Origin of the sequence: Enterobacter cloacae complex sp. CDL013, assembly GCF_049238805.1 — a bacterium.
Classification (GTDB): Bacteria; Pseudomonadota; Gammaproteobacteria; order Enterobacterales; family Enterobacteriaceae; genus Enterobacter; species Enterobacter hormaechei_C.
The window spans coordinates 250,137-265,782 of record NZ_JBMKGT010000007.1 but is presented as its reverse complement, the minus strand read 5'-3'; the positions used below and the strand labels follow the sequence as shown (position 1 = coordinate 265,782).

General features: G+C 56.6%; 16 protein-coding genes and 1 pseudogene. 13 read left to right on the top strand and 4 right to left on the bottom strand.

What is annotated here, in order from left to right; genetic code table 11:
- Positions 1 to 60: 60 nt before the first annotated feature.
- The 11 genes and pseudogenes from ACOTXD_RS16360 to ACOTXD_RS16310 all read left to right on the top strand — a co-directional run bounded on the left by ACOTXD_RS16360 (position 61) and on the right by ACOTXD_RS16310 (position 10,542).
- Entirely contained in the window at positions 61 to 1,062 is a 1,002-nt protein-coding gene (locus ACOTXD_RS16360; protein ID WP_050870543.1) for an MsnO8 family LLM class oxidoreductase, read from the top strand.
- Positions 1,059 to 2,180, top strand: a complete 1,122-nt coding sequence (locus tag ACOTXD_RS16355) for an amidohydrolase (RefSeq protein ID WP_017382285.1) — start codon at positions 1,059 to 1,061, stop codon at positions 2,178 to 2,180. The genes ACOTXD_RS16360 and ACOTXD_RS16355 overlap by 4 nt, the downstream gene beginning before the upstream one ends.
- A gap of 16 nt (positions 2,181 to 2,196) precedes the next feature.
- Positions 2,197 to 4,460 (top strand): annotated as a pseudogene (locus tag ACOTXD_RS16350) (NtaA/DmoA family FMN-dependent monooxygenase).
- 9 nt (positions 4,461 to 4,469) lie between these two features.
- Positions 4,470 to 4,979, top strand: coding sequence for a GNAT family N-acetyltransferase (locus ACOTXD_RS16345; protein WP_003857004.1), 510 nt, complete (start codon positions 4,470 to 4,472; stop codon positions 4,977 to 4,979).
- 9 nt (positions 4,980 to 4,988) lie between these two features.
- Positions 4,989 to 5,915, top strand: coding sequence for an amino acid ABC transporter permease (locus ACOTXD_RS16340; protein WP_023324689.1), 927 nt, complete (start codon positions 4,989 to 4,991; stop codon positions 5,913 to 5,915).
- Positions 5,899 to 6,672 (top strand): amino acid ABC transporter ATP-binding protein, encoded by a 774-nt coding sequence (locus ACOTXD_RS16335; RefSeq protein WP_023324688.1) that lies wholly within the window; start codon positions 5,899 to 5,901, stop codon positions 6,670 to 6,672. Before ACOTXD_RS16340 ends, ACOTXD_RS16335 begins: the two co-directional genes overlap by 17 nt.
- Before the next feature lie 9 nt (positions 6,673 to 6,681).
- Positions 6,682 to 7,569 carry a transporter substrate-binding domain-containing protein gene (locus ACOTXD_RS16330; RefSeq protein WP_003857009.1) on the top strand — a complete coding sequence of 296 codons (888 nt, stop codon included), beginning with the start codon at positions 6,682 to 6,684 and terminating at the stop codon, positions 7,567 to 7,569.
- A gap of 166 nt (positions 7,570 to 7,735) precedes the next feature.
- Positions 7,736 to 8,353 carry a glutathione S-transferase family protein gene (locus ACOTXD_RS16325; protein WP_061856087.1) on the top strand — a complete coding sequence of 206 codons (618 nt, stop codon included), beginning with the start codon at positions 7,736 to 7,738 and terminating at the stop codon, positions 8,351 to 8,353.
- A 37-nt stretch (positions 8,354 to 8,390) separates the two neighbouring features.
- Positions 8,391 to 8,621, top strand: coding sequence for a tautomerase PptA (gene pptA, locus ACOTXD_RS16320; RefSeq protein WP_032609265.1), 231 nt, complete (start codon positions 8,391 to 8,393; stop codon positions 8,619 to 8,621).
- Positions 8,622 to 8,807: 186 nt separating this feature from the next.
- Positions 8,808 to 9,809: a Kdo(2)-lipid IV(A) acyltransferase gene (locus ACOTXD_RS16315; protein ID WP_045336328.1), complete on the top strand. Its 1,002-nt coding sequence runs from the start codon at positions 8,808 to 8,810 to the stop codon at positions 9,807 to 9,809.
- 91 nt (positions 9,810 to 9,900) lie between these two features.
- The gene (locus ACOTXD_RS16310; RefSeq protein ID WP_023296669.1) at positions 9,901 to 10,542 is read left to right on the top strand and encodes a hypothetical protein; all 642 of its coding nucleotides are present in this window, start codon (positions 9,901 to 9,903) and stop codon (positions 10,540 to 10,542) included.
- Here the strand turns inward: ACOTXD_RS16310 and ACOTXD_RS16305 are convergent.
- On the bottom strand, positions 10,535 to 10,834 hold the full coding sequence (locus ACOTXD_RS16305) for an ArsR/SmtB family transcription factor (protein ID WP_000612740.1): 300 nt from the start codon (positions 10,832 to 10,834) through the stop codon (positions 10,535 to 10,537). The two genes, ACOTXD_RS16310 and ACOTXD_RS16305, sit on opposite strands and share 8 nt — an antisense overlap.
- A gap of 161 nt (positions 10,835 to 10,995) precedes the next feature.
- On the opposite strand from ACOTXD_RS16305, the gene fusA reads away from it, so the two are divergent.
- The gene (gene fusA / locus ACOTXD_RS16300) at positions 10,996 to 13,098 is read left to right on the top strand and encodes an elongation factor G (RefSeq protein WP_003857019.1); all 2,103 of its coding nucleotides are present in this window, start codon (positions 10,996 to 10,998) and stop codon (positions 13,096 to 13,098) included.
- A 67-nt stretch (positions 13,099 to 13,165) separates the two neighbouring features.
- Here fusA and ACOTXD_RS16295 read toward each other — a convergent pair whose 3' ends face one another.
- The 3 genes from ACOTXD_RS16295 to ACOTXD_RS16285 form a co-directional block, all read right to left on the bottom strand.
- Entirely contained in the window at positions 13,166 to 13,591 is a 426-nt protein-coding gene (locus tag ACOTXD_RS16295) for a DUF3828 domain-containing protein (protein WP_045894439.1), read from the bottom strand.
- Positions 13,591 to 13,953: a hypothetical protein gene (locus ACOTXD_RS16290; protein WP_038416106.1), complete on the bottom strand. Its 363-nt coding sequence runs from the start codon at positions 13,951 to 13,953 to the stop codon at positions 13,591 to 13,593. Before ACOTXD_RS16290 ends, ACOTXD_RS16295 begins: the two co-directional genes overlap by 1 nt.
- Positions 13,954 to 14,078: 125 nt before the next feature.
- Positions 14,079 to 14,651 carry a flavin reductase family protein gene (locus ACOTXD_RS16285; protein WP_045333073.1) on the bottom strand — a complete coding sequence of 191 codons (573 nt, stop codon included), beginning with the start codon at positions 14,649 to 14,651 and terminating at the stop codon, positions 14,079 to 14,081.
- A gap of 105 nt (positions 14,652 to 14,756) precedes the next feature.
- Between ACOTXD_RS16285 and nhoA the strand changes: the two genes are divergently transcribed.
- The gene (gene nhoA, locus ACOTXD_RS16280; protein ID WP_003857025.1) at positions 14,757 to 15,602 is read left to right on the top strand and encodes an N-hydroxyarylamine O-acetyltransferase; all 846 of its coding nucleotides are present in this window, start codon (positions 14,757 to 14,759) and stop codon (positions 15,600 to 15,602) included.
- Positions 15,603 to 15,646 lie beyond the last annotated feature (44 nt).

Below are 15,646 nucleotides of genomic sequence, written 5' to 3'. Positions count from 1 at the left end.
TCTCAGAGGTGAAATCCGCCTTTAATAATGACGACATGTTAAGTCAAACGAGAACGCAACATGTCATGGCGAATCAGCATTCTGGATAAAAGCCCCGTCGCAGAACACGAAACAGCCGCCGATGCGCTGGCGCGAACCTTAGCACTGGCGCAACAGGCAGAAACGCTGGGTTATCACCGCTTCTGGATTGCCGAACACCACAATACCCCGCAGCTTGCCAGCCCCTCGCCGGAGCTGCTGATTGCCTGGATCCTCGGGCAAACAAAGCGTATTCGCGTGGGTTCAGGCGGCGTCATGCTGCAACATTACAGCCCCTACAAAGTCGCCGAAAATTTTAACGTACTGGCCGCCATTGCGCCGGGCCGGGTTGATCTGGGCGTTGGCAAAGCGCCCGGCGGTCTGCCGCTCTCTACCCGCGCCTTGCAGTACGGCCTAAATCCGCAGGAAAAAGGCAGCTTTGCGGACCAACTGACGCAGCTTGATCGCTGGATCCGCCCTGAAAATCAGTCAGCGGAGGAGGACGTTCGCGCCACGCCGCTGCCACCGGCGCCTGCCCGGGGATTCCTGCTGGGCGCCAGTACCGAAAGCGCGCTGCTGGCGGCCTCCCTCGACTGGCATTTTGTCTTTGCCGCCCATCTGAATGGTGATCCTGAGCTGCTGCGCGAGGTCGTCACAGCCTGGCGTCAACACAGTGTCCGGGAGGTGATTGTGGCCGTGCAGGTCATTGTTGCCCCAACCCAGGCTGAGGCCGATGCGCTGGCGCAGAAGGTTGAAGTGTGGGGTGTGGAGCTGGCAAACGGACAGCGCGTCACCGTCGCCAGCGAAGAACAGGCCTACGCCTTTGCGCGGCAGGCGGGGAGTGAACCGGTGCGCATTGCGCGTCGGGCGCAGTCTCTGCTGGCCGGAACGGCGGCGTCGGTGCTTGAACAGCTCAACGCGCTGCATCAGCAGTGGGGGATTGACGAATTTATCATCGACACGCCGGTCGCTGATGGCGCAACGCGCGTGCAGTCCCTGCGACTGCTGGCCGAGGTGCGTCTTAACAGGGAGGTTACCGTATGAGCTTTAGCGAACAACTGATTGCCTGGCGCCGTGAGCTGCACCAGAACCCTGAACTCTCCGGTCAGGAGGTCGAAACAACGGCCCGCCTGCGCGAGTGGCTGACGGCAGCCGGGATTGCACCGCTGCCTTACGATCTCCAGACCGGGCTGGTTGCGGAGATCGGCACGGGCAACGCACTGGTTGCGCTGCGCGCCGATATCGACGCGTTACCCATCGACGAGCGCAGCGGGGTGCCGTTTAGCTCCCGGCGTGCCGGGGTGATGCATGCCTGCGGACACGACATTCACACCAGCGTGATCCTCGGCGCCGCGCTAAAGCTGAAAGAGCGGGAAGCCTCGCTCAACGGTCGCGTGCGGATCCTGTTCCAGCCTGCGGAAGAAAATTTCGGCGGAGCGAAAAGCATGGTGCGTGCCGGGGCGTTACGCGACGTACGCGCGATTTTCGGGATGCATAACGAGCCGTCACTGCCGGTCGGCGAGTTTGCCACGCGCGGCGGCCCGTTCTATGCCAACGTTGATCGCTTCGTTATTCACGTGACCGGCAAAGGCGCGCATGCCGCACGTCCCCATGAAGGCAACGACGCCATCGTGCTGGCAAGCCAGCTGGTAACAGCGCTGCAAAGCGTAGCCAGCCGTAACGTCAACACGCTGGATTCGGTTGTTCTGAGCGTGACGCGCATCGCCGGGGGGAATACCTGGAATGTGCTGCCGGAAAGCGTTGAGCTGGAGGGCACGCTGCGCACGCACCGCACGGAAGTGCAGCAGAACGTGAAAGCGCGCGTCGGTGAAATCGCCGCTGGATTTGCCAGCGCCTTTAGCGCGCAGATCAACATCACCTGGTACGCCGGGCCCACCGCGCTGGTGAACGATGAGCACTGGGCCGGGTTTGCCACCTCGGTCGCGCGCGAAGCGGGATATGAAACCCGGCATGCGGAACTGCACATGGGCGGGGAGGATTTCGCGGTCTATCTGCAAAACATACCCGGCGCGTTTGTCAGCATTGGCAGCAACAGTCCGTTTGGGTTACATCACCCGGCATTTAACCCGGACGAAGCATTAATCGAACCCGCTGCCCGCTATTTTGCTCAGCTCGCGGAAAAAGCCCTGCAACACGTTTAATTAATTTGAGGTGAATATGACTGCACATCGTCAATTGCGGCTGGGGACCATTTTGCATGGTGCATCCGGTAATATGTCTGCCTGGCGCCATCCCGCGGCGGTCGCGGATGCCAGCATTAATTTTGATTTCGTTAAAGAAACGGCTTTAAAAGCAGAAGAGGGCAAGCTCGACTTTATATTTGTGGCCGACGGCCTTTATATTAACGAGAAATCCATTCCGCATTTTTTAAACCGCTTTGAGCCGCTGACGGTGTTGTCCGCGCTGGCGAGTATCACCTCGCGCCTGGGGCTGGTCGGCACGTTATCCACCTCGTACAGCGAGCCTTTCACCGTTGCACGCCAGTTCGCCAGCCTCGATCACCTGAGCAACGGACGCGCGGGCTGGAACGTGGTGACGTCACCGCTGGAAGGGTCAGCGAAGAACTTCTCACGTGAAAAACACCCGGAGCATGCGCTGCGCTACCGCATTGCCGATGAGTATCTCGACGTGGTGAAGGGGCTGTGGGATTCCTGGGAAGGGGATGCCTTTATCCGCAATAAAGAGAGCGGACAGTTCTTTGATGCGTCGAAACTGCATACTCTTGATCACCACGGTGATTTCTTCCAGGTTTCCGGCCCGCTGAATATTGGCCGCACGCCGCAGGGACGTCCGATTGTCTTTCAGGCTGGTGCGTCCGACGACGGTAAAAAGCTGGCGGCAAAACACGCTGACGCCATCTTTACCCACCATGACACGCGGGAAGAAGCCCAGGCTTTTTACCGCGATGTTAAACAGCAGCTGGAAAGTCACGGCCGTCGCGCAGGGGATTTACATATATTCCAGGGCGTCAGCGTGATTGTTGGAAACGACGCCGATGACGTAGAAAACCAGTATCAAACTACGGCGGCACTGGTCTCCATTAATGATGCGCTGAATTACCTCGGACGATATTTCGAGCATCACGACTTCAGCCAGTATCCCCTCGACGCGCCGTTCCCGGATATTGGCGATTTGGGCAAAAACAGCTTTCGCAGCACCACCGATGAAATCAAGCGTAACGCCCGTGAGCGCAACTTAACTCTGCGTCAGGTCGCGCTGGAAGCCGCATCGCCGCGCCCGCGTTTTTCCGGCACACCGGAGCAGGTGGCCGATGGTTTACAGGCCTGGTTCGAAGAGAAGGCGGCGGATGGCTTCATCATTCAGGGCGGCACGCCGGACACCTTCCCGCGCTTTGTTGACCAGGTGGTGCCCGTTTTACAGGCGCGTGGCCTGTTCCGCACCGACTATCCCGGCACCACGCTGCGCGAAAGTCTGGGCTTAGACGAGCCCAAAAATCAGTTCACACAACAATAAAAGAGAAAAACGCTATGCAGAAATCATCGCTTATTCTGGCGCTTGCGCTGGCCTTTACCCCTGCCGTCTGGGCAGAGAATGTCAATATTAACGGCACCGGCGTGAGCATTGAGGCCAATAAAACGCCGATCAATACCGCCAAAAACAGCGATGCGATCGCGCAACTGCCGAAAGACTATCGCTTTGCCGTGCCGGGGAAATTTACCGTGGCGGTGGCGGGTCTGAATCAACCGCCGCTGACGGTCTTTTCCGACGACAACAAAACTCTGCTGGGAAGTGAGGTCGACATTGCGCGTCTGGTATCGGACAGCCTCGGACTGGAGCTGAACGTGGTGCCCACCTCCTGGGAGGACTGGCCGCTGGGGGTTGCCTCAGGGAAATACGACGCGGCTATTAGCAACATCACCGTCACTAAAGCGCGCAAAGAGAAGTTCGACTTCGCCACCTACCGCAAGGATTCACTTGGCTTCTACGTGAAATCCACCAGTCCGATCAACTCGCTTGTGAAGGCAGAGGATATCGCCGGGCTGCGCATCATCGTAGGTTCCGGCACCAACCAGGAGGCCATTCTGCTGGCATGGAACGAAGAGAACCTCAAAAAAGGGCTTAAACCCTTTACGCCGATCTACACCAAAGACGACGCGGCCCAAACGCTGGCGCTTCAGTCCGGACGCGCGGACGCCTACTTTGGCCCGAACGTGATCGGTGCCTGGAAAGCGGCGCTTAACGGTAAAACCAAACTGGTCGGCAGCGTCGACGGCGGCTGGCCGAAGGCAGCGCATATCGCGGTGACGCTGAAAAAAGGCAGCGGCCTGGTCGAACCGGTTCAAACCGCGCTGAACGGCGCGATCAAGAACGGAGATTACGACAAAGTGCTGAACCGCTGGGGGGAAGGCGTGGAGCGTATCTCCAGTTCCGAAGTTAACCCGGCGGGTCTGGGCGATTAAGGAGGCGCTATGCGCGAACAATTTCGTGACGTTTCGCCGGAAGATGCCGATCTTCAGCCCATTATCGAGGGGCTTTTTGGTGAATACGCCGCTCGTTACGGCGACTACTTTTCAAAGGATGCGGAAGTCGAGCTGACAGAGTGGTACCTGGCGCCGCAGGGGCTGTTTATCGTTCTGGAGCGCGATGGCGAGATCATCGCCACCGGGGCGTATAAGCCCTTCGACGAACATACCGCAGAGATCAAACGTATCTGGACGAATAAAACGCTGCGCCAGCAGGGGCTGGCCGCGCGCGTGGTACAGGAGCTGGAGCGCCGGGCGGTGCTGGCGGGCTACAGCCACATCTACCTGACCACGGGGTTTCGTCAGCCGGAGGCGGTGCGGCTCTATCTCAGCCAGGGGTATCAGCCGCAGTTCGATCTCAACCGCGACCCGGAAGAGTACAGCCAGCCGCCGTTCGACGGTCGGCTGCGTTTCACCAAGACGCTGATCCGCGAAGCGCTCAGCAAAACCGCATAAGGAGCGACGATGAGCAACGTTGAAACCATAAAAGTGGTCCCGGCACGTTATCCGCTGCGCGCTGCTGGCGCCGTGGTGGCGCTGTTTGTGCTGGCGGTCGTGATTCAGTCCGTGGCCTTTAATCCGCGCTGGGAGTGGGCGGTATTTGCCCGCTGGTTCTTCGACCCGGTGATCCTCGAAGGCGTCGGCCAGACGCTGCTGCTGACGTTGATAAGCACCGTACTGAGCGTGGTGATTGGCGGCATGCTGGCGCTGGCGCGGCTCTCGTCATCATGGCTGTTGAGCAGCCTGGCGTGGGGTTACATCTGGCTGTTCCGATCGCTGCCGCTGATCGTGGTGCTGATTATCCTCTATAACTTCTCCTATCTCTACGACACGCTCTCTCTCGGCGTGCCTTTTACCGACATTACCTGGGGCAGCTTTGAAACCATCAACGTTCTCGGGCAGTTTTCTACCGCCATCGTGGGGCTGACGCTGGTGCAGAGCGCCTATACTGCGGAGATCATTCGCGGGGGCTTCCTTGGGGTCGACCACGGTCAGTATGAGGCGGCCGCTGCGCTAGGTCTGCCGGCGTGGCGTCGCACCGTGCGCATAATTCTCCCGCAGGCGCTGCGCACCATCCTGCCGTCCGGGTTTAACGAAATTATCAGCCTCGCCAAAGGGACGGCGATGGTGTACGTGCTGGCGATGCCGGAACTGTTCTACACGATCCAGATGATCTACAACCGCACCCAGGAGGTGATCCCGCTGTTGATGGTGGGGGCCGTCTGGTATCTGGTGATCACCACCGTACTGTCTGCCATCCAGCATGTTATTGAGCGTGGACTCGCCCGCAGCGAGCGCCGCTCCGCCGTAAACCAGAACCGGGCGGCGAGTCGCTCGCGTTCGGTCACCACTTCGCCAGCACAGGAGCCTGTTCATGCAAGCCTCTCCTGAAGGTCACATTTCCATTACCGGCGTCAGTAAGTTTTTTGGCCGACATAAAGCGCTCGATAACGTCACGCTTGAGATCCCGCCGGGCTCCGTGACGGTGATCCTCGGCCCCTCTGGATCGGGAAAATCGACGCTGCTGCGCGCCATTAACCATCTGGAGCGCGTAGACGAAGGCTTTATTCAGATTGACGGGGATTACATCGGCTATCGCCGTCAGGGTGACAAACTCTACGAACTCAAAGAGAAAGAGATCCTCAAACAGCGCGTCAACGTTGGGTACGTGTTTCAGAACTTCAATCTTTTTCCGCATCTCACGGTGCTGGAAAACCTGATTGAAGCACCCATCGCGCATAAAAAGTTCAGTAAAAAAGAGGCTGTTGAAAACGCCTACAGCCTGCTGGATGTGGTAGGACTGCGCGATAAAGCCGATGCCTGGTCGCGTCACCTCTCCGGCGGCCAGCAGCAGCGTATCGCCATTGCCCGCGCGCTGGCGCTGCGCCCGCGCGTGATGCTGTTTGATGAACCAACCTCGGCGCTGGATCCGGAACTGGTTGGCGAAGTGCTGGACGTAATTAAAAAACTCGCCCGTTCCGGCACTACGCTGGTGGTGGTCACCCATGAGATCGGCTTTGCCCGGGAAGTGGCGGACCAGGTGGTATTTATGGTCGACGGTAAAATTGTGGAGCAGGGCAGCAGCGATGACGTTTTAAACCGACCGTCTCATCCGCGAACGCGCCAGTTCCTCTCAAAAGTGCTGTAAGGAGCGCAGATGAAATATGGACTCCTGGCGGGGCTGGTCTTCACGACGGCGAGCCACGCCAGCATTGATTTAAAGGCCAACGAACAGCCGCTGCCGGTGACGGTTGATCAACAGGCAGTGGCGAAAATCCCGGCGAACTATAAATTTGTTGAGCCGGGTACCCTCACGGTGGCGATTTCAGCCCTGAATTCTCCGCCGCTGGCGCTGCTGGCCAGTGATAACCGCACCCGTATTGGCAGCGACCCGGATATCGCCCGGTTGCTGGCGGGCAGTCTGGGGCTGAAGCTGAAGCTGGTGCCAACGGCGTGGGAAGACTGGCCGCTGGGGATCACTTCCGGGCGCTATGACGTGGCGTTGGTGAATATCGCCGTCACCGAGCAACGTAAGGAGAAGTTCGATTTTGCGACCTATCGCGTCGATTCCCTGGCCTTCTCGGTGAAATCCACCAGCAACGTACAGTCGATCACCAGTGCGAAAGATCTGGCCGGGAAAAAGGTGATTGTCGGGTCTGGCACCAATCAGGAGCGTATTCTGCTGGGCTGGAACGAAGAGAATAAAAAGGCCGGGCGCGAGCCTGCGTTGCCGGTTTACCTGACCGACGACGCCTCAGGCAATCTTTATATTCAGTCCGGCAGGGCGGATGTGTTCTTTGGACCGCAGTCCGTTTCGGCCTACAAAGCCGCGTTAACCGGCAAAACCCGCGTCGTGGGTTTAGGCCCGAAGAAAGCCTATGTCGCCACCACAACCAAAAAAGGTAATGGGCTGGTGTATGCGTTGCAGGCTGCGCTGGACGGTGCGATTAAGCGCGGGGAGTATCAAAAGGTGCTGGCGCGCTGGGGGGAAGCGGGCGAAGCGGTGACGTCTTCAGACGTTAATCCGCCCGGGATAACCTACTAATGGTGCTCTATACCCTAAATAATTCGAGTTACAGGAAGGCGGCAAGGGAACGAATCCCCGGGAGCGTACATAAGTACGTGACTGGGGTGAGTGAATGCAGCCAACGCACCTGCAACTTGAAGTATGACGGGTATACACTTAGGGTTTTCATCCCTGAGGGGGCAACATGATCAAACTCTATGGCGTACCTAGCTGGGGATCGGCAATCAGTGAAGTGATGCTGACTCTGGCAGACATCCCGTATCAGTTCGTCAACGTGGACGGGTTTGACCAGCCCGGCCCGCAGCGCGAATTGCTGTTGAAACTGAACCCGCTGTGCCAGGTGCCGACGCTGGAGCTGGAAAACGGGGCGATCGTGACGGAAACCGCGGCGATCGCCCTGATGGTGCTCGACAGACGTCCCGACCTCGCGCCGCCCGTTGGGCAGGCCGAGCGCCAGCAGTTTCAGCGCCTGCTCATCTGGTTTGTGGCGAACGTCTATCCCACCTTTACGTATGCAGATTACCCGGAACGCTGGGTGCCTGATGCCCCGGAACAGTTGAAGAAAAACTGCATTGAGTACCGAAAATCGCTTTATCTGTGGTTCGACAGCCAGCTCAGCGCCTCGCCGTTTGCGTTTGGCAAACAGCTGACGCTGCTTGACGTCTATATTGCCGTTGCGCGTACCTGGGGTCCACGCCATGAGTGGTTTGCCACCAACACGCCTAATATTACCGCCGTCGCGGATGCCGTCTGCGCGCTGCCGGAACTGCACAAGGTGCTAAAAGCTAACGATATAATCTGATAACGTGGAACGCTCACCTATAAAAGGAGCCCTGCCCATGCCACACGTTGATATCAAATGTTTTCCACGCGATCTGACTGACGAACAAAAAACGGCCCTGGCGGCGGATATCGCCGAAGCGATCGCCCGTCATCTGAACAGCAAAGATCGCTCAATCTCCGTGGCGCTTCAGGAGATTCAGGAAGCTGACTGGAAGGCGCAGGTCTGGGATACCGAGATCGGCCCGAAACTGGATGAACTGATTAAGAAGCCCGGCTATTCGATGTAACTTGCCTGCCGGGTGGTGCAATATCACCCGGCGATCCCCACTTTTATTCCCTTTCGCAAAAATCGATAATAAAAACCATAACGATTCCGCTACAATTCATCCTTCCGAACAATATTCGTTAAATCAGCAGGTAAGCACTGCAACTGCACCAGATTAAGTACAAATTAGTAAAAGGATAATTTTTCCATGACAAAATTACCTCAGTTTTCACTCGCCTTTATTCATCCTCGTTACTGGCTCAGCTGGGCAGGCATTGCCGCGCTCTGGTGCACGGTTCAGCTTCCGTACCCGCTGCTGTTGAAAACAGGTCACAGGCTTGGGCGTCTGGCTATGCGCCTGCTTCCACGCCGCGTGGAGATCGCCAGACGAAATCTTGAGCTTTGCTTTCCTGATATGAAAGAGGACGAGCGCGAGCGTTTACTTGAGCGTAATTTTGAATCGGTTGGAATGGGCGTCATCGAAACCGGGATAGCGTGGTTCTGGCCTGACTGGCGCGTGCGGAAACACTTCAGCGTGACCGGCTACGAACATATGGAACAGGCGCGGGCGCAAGGTAGGGGCGTGGTGCTCATTGGCATGCATTTTCTCACGCTGGAATTAGGCGCACGCATCTTTGGCATGCTCAACGCGGGTATTGGTGTGTATCGTCCCAACAATAATGCGTTGCTCGACTGGCTGCAAACGCGCGGTCGTCTGCGTTCCAATAAAACCATGCTTGACCGCTATGACCTGAAGGGCATGATCCGCGCACTGAAGCAAAACGAGATCCTGTGGTATGCCCCGGACCACGACTATGGCAAAACGAATAGCGTGTTTGTGCCGTTTTTTGCCGTCCCGGACGCCGCGACAACTGCCGGGAGCTACATGCTGGTGAAAAGTGCCAGACCGGCCGTGATCCCGTTTGTACCGCGCCGAAAAGCAGATGGCACAGGGTATGAGCTGCTTATTCTGGAAGATATCAGCGATACCTTGCAGGGAGGCGATAAAGCGTCGGTGGCCACGCAAATGAACAGAGCGATTGAGCGCGCCGTGATGATGGCGCCTGAGCAATATATGTGGCTGCATCGCCGGTTCAAAACCCGCCCTGAAGGCCAGCCGGACCGGTATAAACGCAAAAAACAGGTCGCGTCTACTGCAAGAACCTTATCTGCCAGCGATATTTCGGACCGGTCGAGTATCCAGCAGTAGTCGGTCAGGGCGGATGCTGGTGCGCTCCGCCCTTTATAAATCCTGCCGCGCTGGATAGAATTACCGCATCCACATTGACGGGATGCCCCACATGACCGGAAGAGTCGATTATCATCTAGAAAAATACCTCCTCACCGAAGCCGGCGAGCCGGAACGGCTGACGCGCCAGTGGGCCGAGGTGATGCGCGAGTGTCATGACCAGAAATCCGGGGCAGAAGAGCGGCTGCGTCTCGCGCTGCTGAACGTGGATTATGTGACCAGCTTTGAGCTTCCCTTCCGGTTACTTCTTACCCGTGCACCGCAGCTGATTGATGGCATCAGAAATGAGTTCCAGCTCAGTCAAAAAAATGTCCTGTTCAACGGCAAGCGGTTTGGCTGCGTTTACAGCCTTAAACAGGATTTGAACGGCATTCCAGATGAATTTACCTACCACCTGAAGACCCGTATTCAGCGGATCGATGCCTCCGGCGGTTCGGAAGTGCCTTACCGGCAAATCGCTCAGCAGGTGAAAGCCCCCCGCGAGCGCCTCCAGCTGGCGCTGGAACAGGGGCTTGCGGTCACCGCGCTTGACGGGCTTTTCTGGTTTGGCCTCCAGCGCATAGCCGCCGACGTGCAGCGGTTAAGGAAGACGGGGATGAGAATAGTGACGTCCGATACAGAGGTGTTCGACACCCTTACCGGAACAACACGGCGCATTCCGGTTTATCGTCTTGAGGACGCTGCCGCTACTTAGCCTGGAGCAGGATCGCCAGCAGTCCCGGAAAGCGGGCGTCCAGATCCTCTCTTCTCAGTGAAATCATATTCTCGCGCCCCTGCGGGCGCTGCCAGATCACGCCGCTGTCGCGCAGCACGCGCCAGTGGTGAGTCATAGTGGATTTCACCACCTCTTCCGGGCGCAGCGCGTTACAGCTCAGTTCGCTGCCGTCGGCCAGCCTGCGAATAATCGCTAATCGCAGCGGGTTGCCGAGGGCGAACAGCACATTTTCCAACACTATTTGTTCAGGTTCCGGGTGGTTTGGGATCATCGTTTTCCTGCGTCTCGCGTGAGATTGAGCTATATCAACAATAGGTCAACCGTTAAAAAATAGTTCGATAATACTCGTACAATGGGACTATTATAACAAACGAACGAATACGCGACCATCCCGGTCGTCACAAACCAGTCTTGAAGACTTAAGGAAATATCATGCCCCGACCCATTCCACTCGAACGTTATCGCAACATCGGTATCTCCGCGCATATCGATGCCGGCAAAACAACCACCACTGAGCGCATCCTGTTTTACACCGGGATGAGCCACAAGCTGGGTGAAGTACACGATGGCGCGGCAACCACCGACTGGATGGCGCAGGAGCAGGAGCGCGGGATCACCATTACGTCGGCGGCGGTAAGCTGTTTCTGGCCTGGTATGGACAGAGGCTTTGAACCGCACCGCATCAATATTATCGACACCCCCGGGCACGTGGATTTCACCATTGAGGTGGAACGTTCCATGCGTGTGCTCGACGGCGCGGTAATGGTCTATGACTCCGTCGGTGGCGTGCAGCCGCAGTCGGAAACCGTCTGGCGTCAGGCGAATAAATATCATGTTCCGCGTCTGGCATTCGTCAACAAAATGGACCGCCCGGGCGCAGATTTCTTCCGCGTGGTGCGGATGATGCAGGAGCGGCTGAAAGCCAATCCTGTCCCGATTGTGATCCCCGTGGGGGCAGAAGAACACTTCACCGGCGTGGTGGATCTCATCAAGATGCGCACCATTCTGTGGGACGATGCGACGCAGGGCATGGCATTTAGCTACGCGCCGGTGCCTGACGATCTGCTGAGTACCGCCCAGACGTGGCGAGAAAAAATGGTCTCGTCTGCGGCAGAAGCCAGCGATGAGCTTATGGATAAGTATCTTGAGACGGGCGAACTGGATGAAGCGGAAATCATCAAAGGACTGCGGATCCGGACTATCTCCGGTGAAATACAGCCCATGCTGTGCGGCAGCGCTTTCAAGAACAAGGGCGTGCAGCGCATGCTCGACGCGGTGATTGAATTGATGCCGTCTCCACTGGACGTGCCCGCTATTGATGGGGTAGACGAAGACGGACAGCACGCCGAGCGCCACCCAAGCGATGATGAACCGTTCTCGGCGCTGGCCTTCAAGCTGATGAGCGATCCGTACGTCGGCCAGTTGACCTTCATCCGCGTCTATTCCGGCATACTGCGTAAAGGCGACGCGGTGTACAACCCGGTGAAGGGCAAAAAAGAGCGTATCGGGCGCATCGTGCTGATGCATGCCAACGATCGCCATGAGGTGGACGAGCTGCGCGCAGGGGATATCGCAGCCTGTGTCGGGCTGAAAGACGTCACCACCGGTGACACGCTGACCGACCCGAATGCGGTGATCACCCTTGAACGGATGGAGTTCCCGGATCCGGTTATTTCGCTGGCGATTGAGCCGAAAACCAAGGCCGATCAGGAGAAAATGGGGATCGCTCTACAGCGCCTGGCGGCGGAAGATCCGTCGTTCCGCCTGCACACGGACGAAGAGTCCGGTCAGACGATTATCTCCGGGATGGGCGAGCTGCATCTGGAGATCATCGTCGACCGTATGAAGCGCGAGTTTGGCGTTGAGGCGAACATTGGTCGTCCGCAGGTCACCTACCGTGAAACCCTGCGTAAAGCGGTGAAAGATATAGAAGGTAAATTTGTCCGACAGTCCGGCGGGAAAGGGCAGTACGGTCATGTGGTCCTGAGCCTTGAGCCGTTAGCAGCCGGGAGTGGTTTTGTGTTTGAAGATGCCACCAAAGGCGGGGTGGTGCCGCGGGAGTACATCCCGTCGGTGGAAAAAGGCTTGCGAGAAGCCATGAATACGGGTGTGCTGGCGGGCTATCCGGTGGTGGATGTGAAAGCGACCCTGACGTTTGGTTCTTACCATGACGTTGACTCCTCGGAGATGGCCTTCCGCATGGCGGCGATCCTCGGCTTCAAAGAGGGCGCACGGCGGGCGGACCCGGTTATTCTTGAGCCGGTCATGCACGTTGAGGTGGAAACGCCGGAAGAGTATGCCGGGAACATTATGGGCGATCTCTCCTCCCGTCGCGGCCTGGTGCAGGGGATGGCAGAGCAGTACGGCAGCCAGATTATTCGCGCTGACGTCCCGCTGGCTGAGATGTTTGGTTATGCCACCACGCTGCGCTCGATGTCCCAGGGGCGCGCGACGTATACGATGGAATTCCATCATTTTGCGGAAGCTCCGCGGAATGTGGCGGATGAGATCATTGCGAAGCGTGTGAAGAGTTGATTAATTGCGCATGGTAGTCATTTGGCTACCATGTGCCTTTATTATTACGACAGGGAGTTTATGCCTGTTACTTAATTAGCGTCGCCGATCGCACTTTCCATTTTCCTTGCTCTTCAACGAGACAATCTGCAATAACATGATCTTGCTTCTTACCAAATGCGACATAGACATTTGTGCAAACGGCGTCAAAATCAGAATGTAAGACGGTTATCTGATTCCAGTCATCATCCCAGTCCTGCGCTTTGATAAACATATCCGCATCGGGCATATCTTTGTCGTTACTGTCGCCAGAGTACATTTCTTTAATTGCTGCAATGGTCCCTGAGGCCACGTAATCATTCATAATGTCTGGATTGAGTACGGGCGGTTTGTTCTGATCTAACTGCGCTATATACCATTGATTGAATTTAAGTGCCGCCTGACCCGGTGCATAAATATTTTCTGCGGCCGCGAGCGGAGACAGGGCGAAAAGTAAAAAGTAGAGTGGTTTCATTAATCATGCCTGAACAGTTCGTAATGAGGTTGTATGTTGCGGTAAGCCTGCCCAGGATACATGGTGCGTTGCACAAAATCGCTGATCCACTGTTGACCATCGTATATACAAACGTGACCGCTATCATGACCAACTATATTTTGGATAACTGCGACGTCACCAGCATGGGGTTGATCATATACCAGGTGAAAGCCTGCATTGACTAATGTGCGCCCCATATCTTTTGCCAGACGCGTGTTGGGGATTTTTAATCGACCACCCGCTCTGATCGCTTCTGTTACGTAACGAGCACAATAACCCGTGCTGCTGGGTTGCGCGTGTGATTTCGCATATGATATTGCGCCATCTTTGTTCCATGACATGGATATTTCCTTTACGAAAGATTGTTTATGCAACAGCTTCTGAAATATCCTCCGTTTAACATCGTCATGATAAACATAAAATGCCATAGAAATTTTATATAATTCATATGGGTATAATTAAAAAATCATTCCAGCGCCTTCACCATTTTCCCGCTCGCAACAAACGTACCCGCTCCCATGTGATGCAACGTATTCAGCTTATCCCCGTCAAACTGCCAGCGTCCGGCGACAAATGCGCGTTCATCCGCCGCGGCGGAAACCACTTCGCCAAACAGGGTGTCATATTTCTCTGCCGCAGAGGTGACAGGTAATAACCGGCACTCCATCCAAGCCAGACATTTTTCTTCTATAACCGGCAGGTCAAGCTCAGGGCCATAAATAACCGGGATCCCGTAGCAGTTAAATTTATCTTCGTCGCGCCCGCTGACGCTGCCGACCGCCCAGGTCCAGTTGGCTGCCGCCACGCCGGGGATCACAATGCCGAATTTCCCGCTGCGTTCGATCAACTCCCGTGACCACGCGCTTTTGTCTACCACAATCGCGATACGCGGGGGTTCAAATTCCACCGGCATAGACCATGCGGCGGCCATGACATTGCGACGATCGATGGTCTCATCCCGGCTGGTGATGAGCACGGTTGGACCGTGATTCAGAAGGCGGCTGGCGTGACGTAATTCAACAGGGCGAAAGTGGCTCATAGGATCTCCTCGTGTACACGATGAGTATGACGAAAAAGCACTTTTACGCATATGCAAAAGGGAAAATAGTTTATAAACAGGGGATATCACCTCCTGGAGCAAATCATGTCCCCATTTCTGAGTGCTTATTTTGCCCGCACGGGCTGGCAGCAGCCCGTACAGGTTAATATCGATACCCTGCGGGGGCTGCATTTACACCATAACTGCGCGATCCCCTTCGAAAATATCGACGTCGTTTTGCCGCGGGAAATCCATCTGGACGACGGGTGTCTGGTGGATAAACTGGTCACCGCACGTCGAGGGGGGTATTGCTTCGAGCAAAACGGCTTGTTTGAGCGGGTATTGCGCGAAGTCGGGTTTACGGTGCGCAGCGTGCTGGGGCGGGTTGTGCTGGCCAATCCGTCGCAGATGCCGCCGCGTACGCACCGGTTGCTGCTGGTTGAGCTGAACGGCGAGCGCTGGATCGCCGATGTGGGATTTGGCGGACAAACGCTGACGGCGCCGATTCGTTTGATCGCCAACGAGGAACAGGAAACCCCGCACGGGCGTTATCGTTTGCTGAGCGAGGGTAACGACTGGATACTGCAATTCCGCCATCACGACCACTGGCAGTCGATGTATCATTTTGACCTGGCGACCCAGTACTTCAACGATTACGTGATGGGAAACTTCTGGTCGGCGCACTGGCCGCAGTCCCATTTCCGTCATCACCTGCTGATGTGTCGCCACCTGCCGGACGGGGGCAAGCTAACGCTGACCAACTTTAATTTTACCCACTGGCAGAACGGTCATGTGGAAGAGCAGATCCATTTGCCGGATGCGGAGGCGCTGTATCAGCTGATGCAGGCGCGGTTTGGCCTGGGCGTTGATGACCCGAAGCACGGCTTTACCCTGGCAGAGCTGACGGCCGTGATGGCGGGGTTTGATACGCATCCGCAGGCGGGGAAATAGCCCGGTGGCGGCTACGCCTTACCGGGCCTACGGGAGTGTGAACG

Coding starts and splice junctions, on each gene's coding strand:
- ACOTXD_RS16360 (WP_050870543.1), top strand. CDS start 61: ATGTCATGGCGAATCAGCATTCTGGATAAAAGCCCCGTCGCAGAACAC.
- ACOTXD_RS16355 (WP_017382285.1), top strand. CDS start 1,059: ATGAGCTTTAGCGAACAACTGATTGCCTGGCGCCGTGAGCTGCACCAG.
- ACOTXD_RS16345 (WP_003857004.1), top strand. CDS start 4,470: ATGCGCGAACAATTTCGTGACGTTTCGCCGGAAGATGCCGATCTTCAG.
- ACOTXD_RS16340 (WP_023324689.1), top strand. CDS start 4,989: ATGAGCAACGTTGAAACCATAAAAGTGGTCCCGGCACGTTATCCGCTG.
- ACOTXD_RS16335 (WP_023324688.1), top strand. CDS start 5,899: ATGCAAGCCTCTCCTGAAGGTCACATTTCCATTACCGGCGTCAGTAAG.
- ACOTXD_RS16330 (WP_003857009.1), top strand. CDS start 6,682: ATGAAATATGGACTCCTGGCGGGGCTGGTCTTCACGACGGCGAGCCAC.
- ACOTXD_RS16325 (WP_061856087.1), top strand. CDS start 7,736: ATGATCAAACTCTATGGCGTACCTAGCTGGGGATCGGCAATCAGTGAA.
- pptA (WP_032609265.1), top strand. CDS start 8,391: ATGCCACACGTTGATATCAAATGTTTTCCACGCGATCTGACTGACGAA.
- ACOTXD_RS16315 (WP_045336328.1), top strand. CDS start 8,808: ATGACAAAATTACCTCAGTTTTCACTCGCCTTTATTCATCCTCGTTAC.
- ACOTXD_RS16310 (WP_023296669.1), top strand. CDS start 9,901: ATGACCGGAAGAGTCGATTATCATCTAGAAAAATACCTCCTCACCGAA.
- ACOTXD_RS16305 (WP_000612740.1), bottom strand. CDS start 10,834: ATGATCCCAAACCACCCGGAACCTGAACAAATAGTGTTGGAAAATGTG.
- fusA (WP_003857019.1), top strand. CDS start 10,996: ATGCCCCGACCCATTCCACTCGAACGTTATCGCAACATCGGTATCTCC.
- ACOTXD_RS16295 (WP_045894439.1), bottom strand. CDS start 13,591: ATGAAACCACTCTACTTTTTACTTTTCGCCCTGTCTCCGCTCGCGGCC.
- ACOTXD_RS16290 (WP_038416106.1), bottom strand. CDS start 13,953: ATGTCATGGAACAAAGATGGCGCAATATCATATGCGAAATCACACGCG.
- ACOTXD_RS16285 (WP_045333073.1), bottom strand. CDS start 14,651: ATGAGCCACTTTCGCCCTGTTGAATTACGTCACGCCAGCCGCCTTCTG.
- nhoA (WP_003857025.1), top strand. CDS start 14,757: ATGTCCCCATTTCTGAGTGCTTATTTTGCCCGCACGGGCTGGCAGCAG.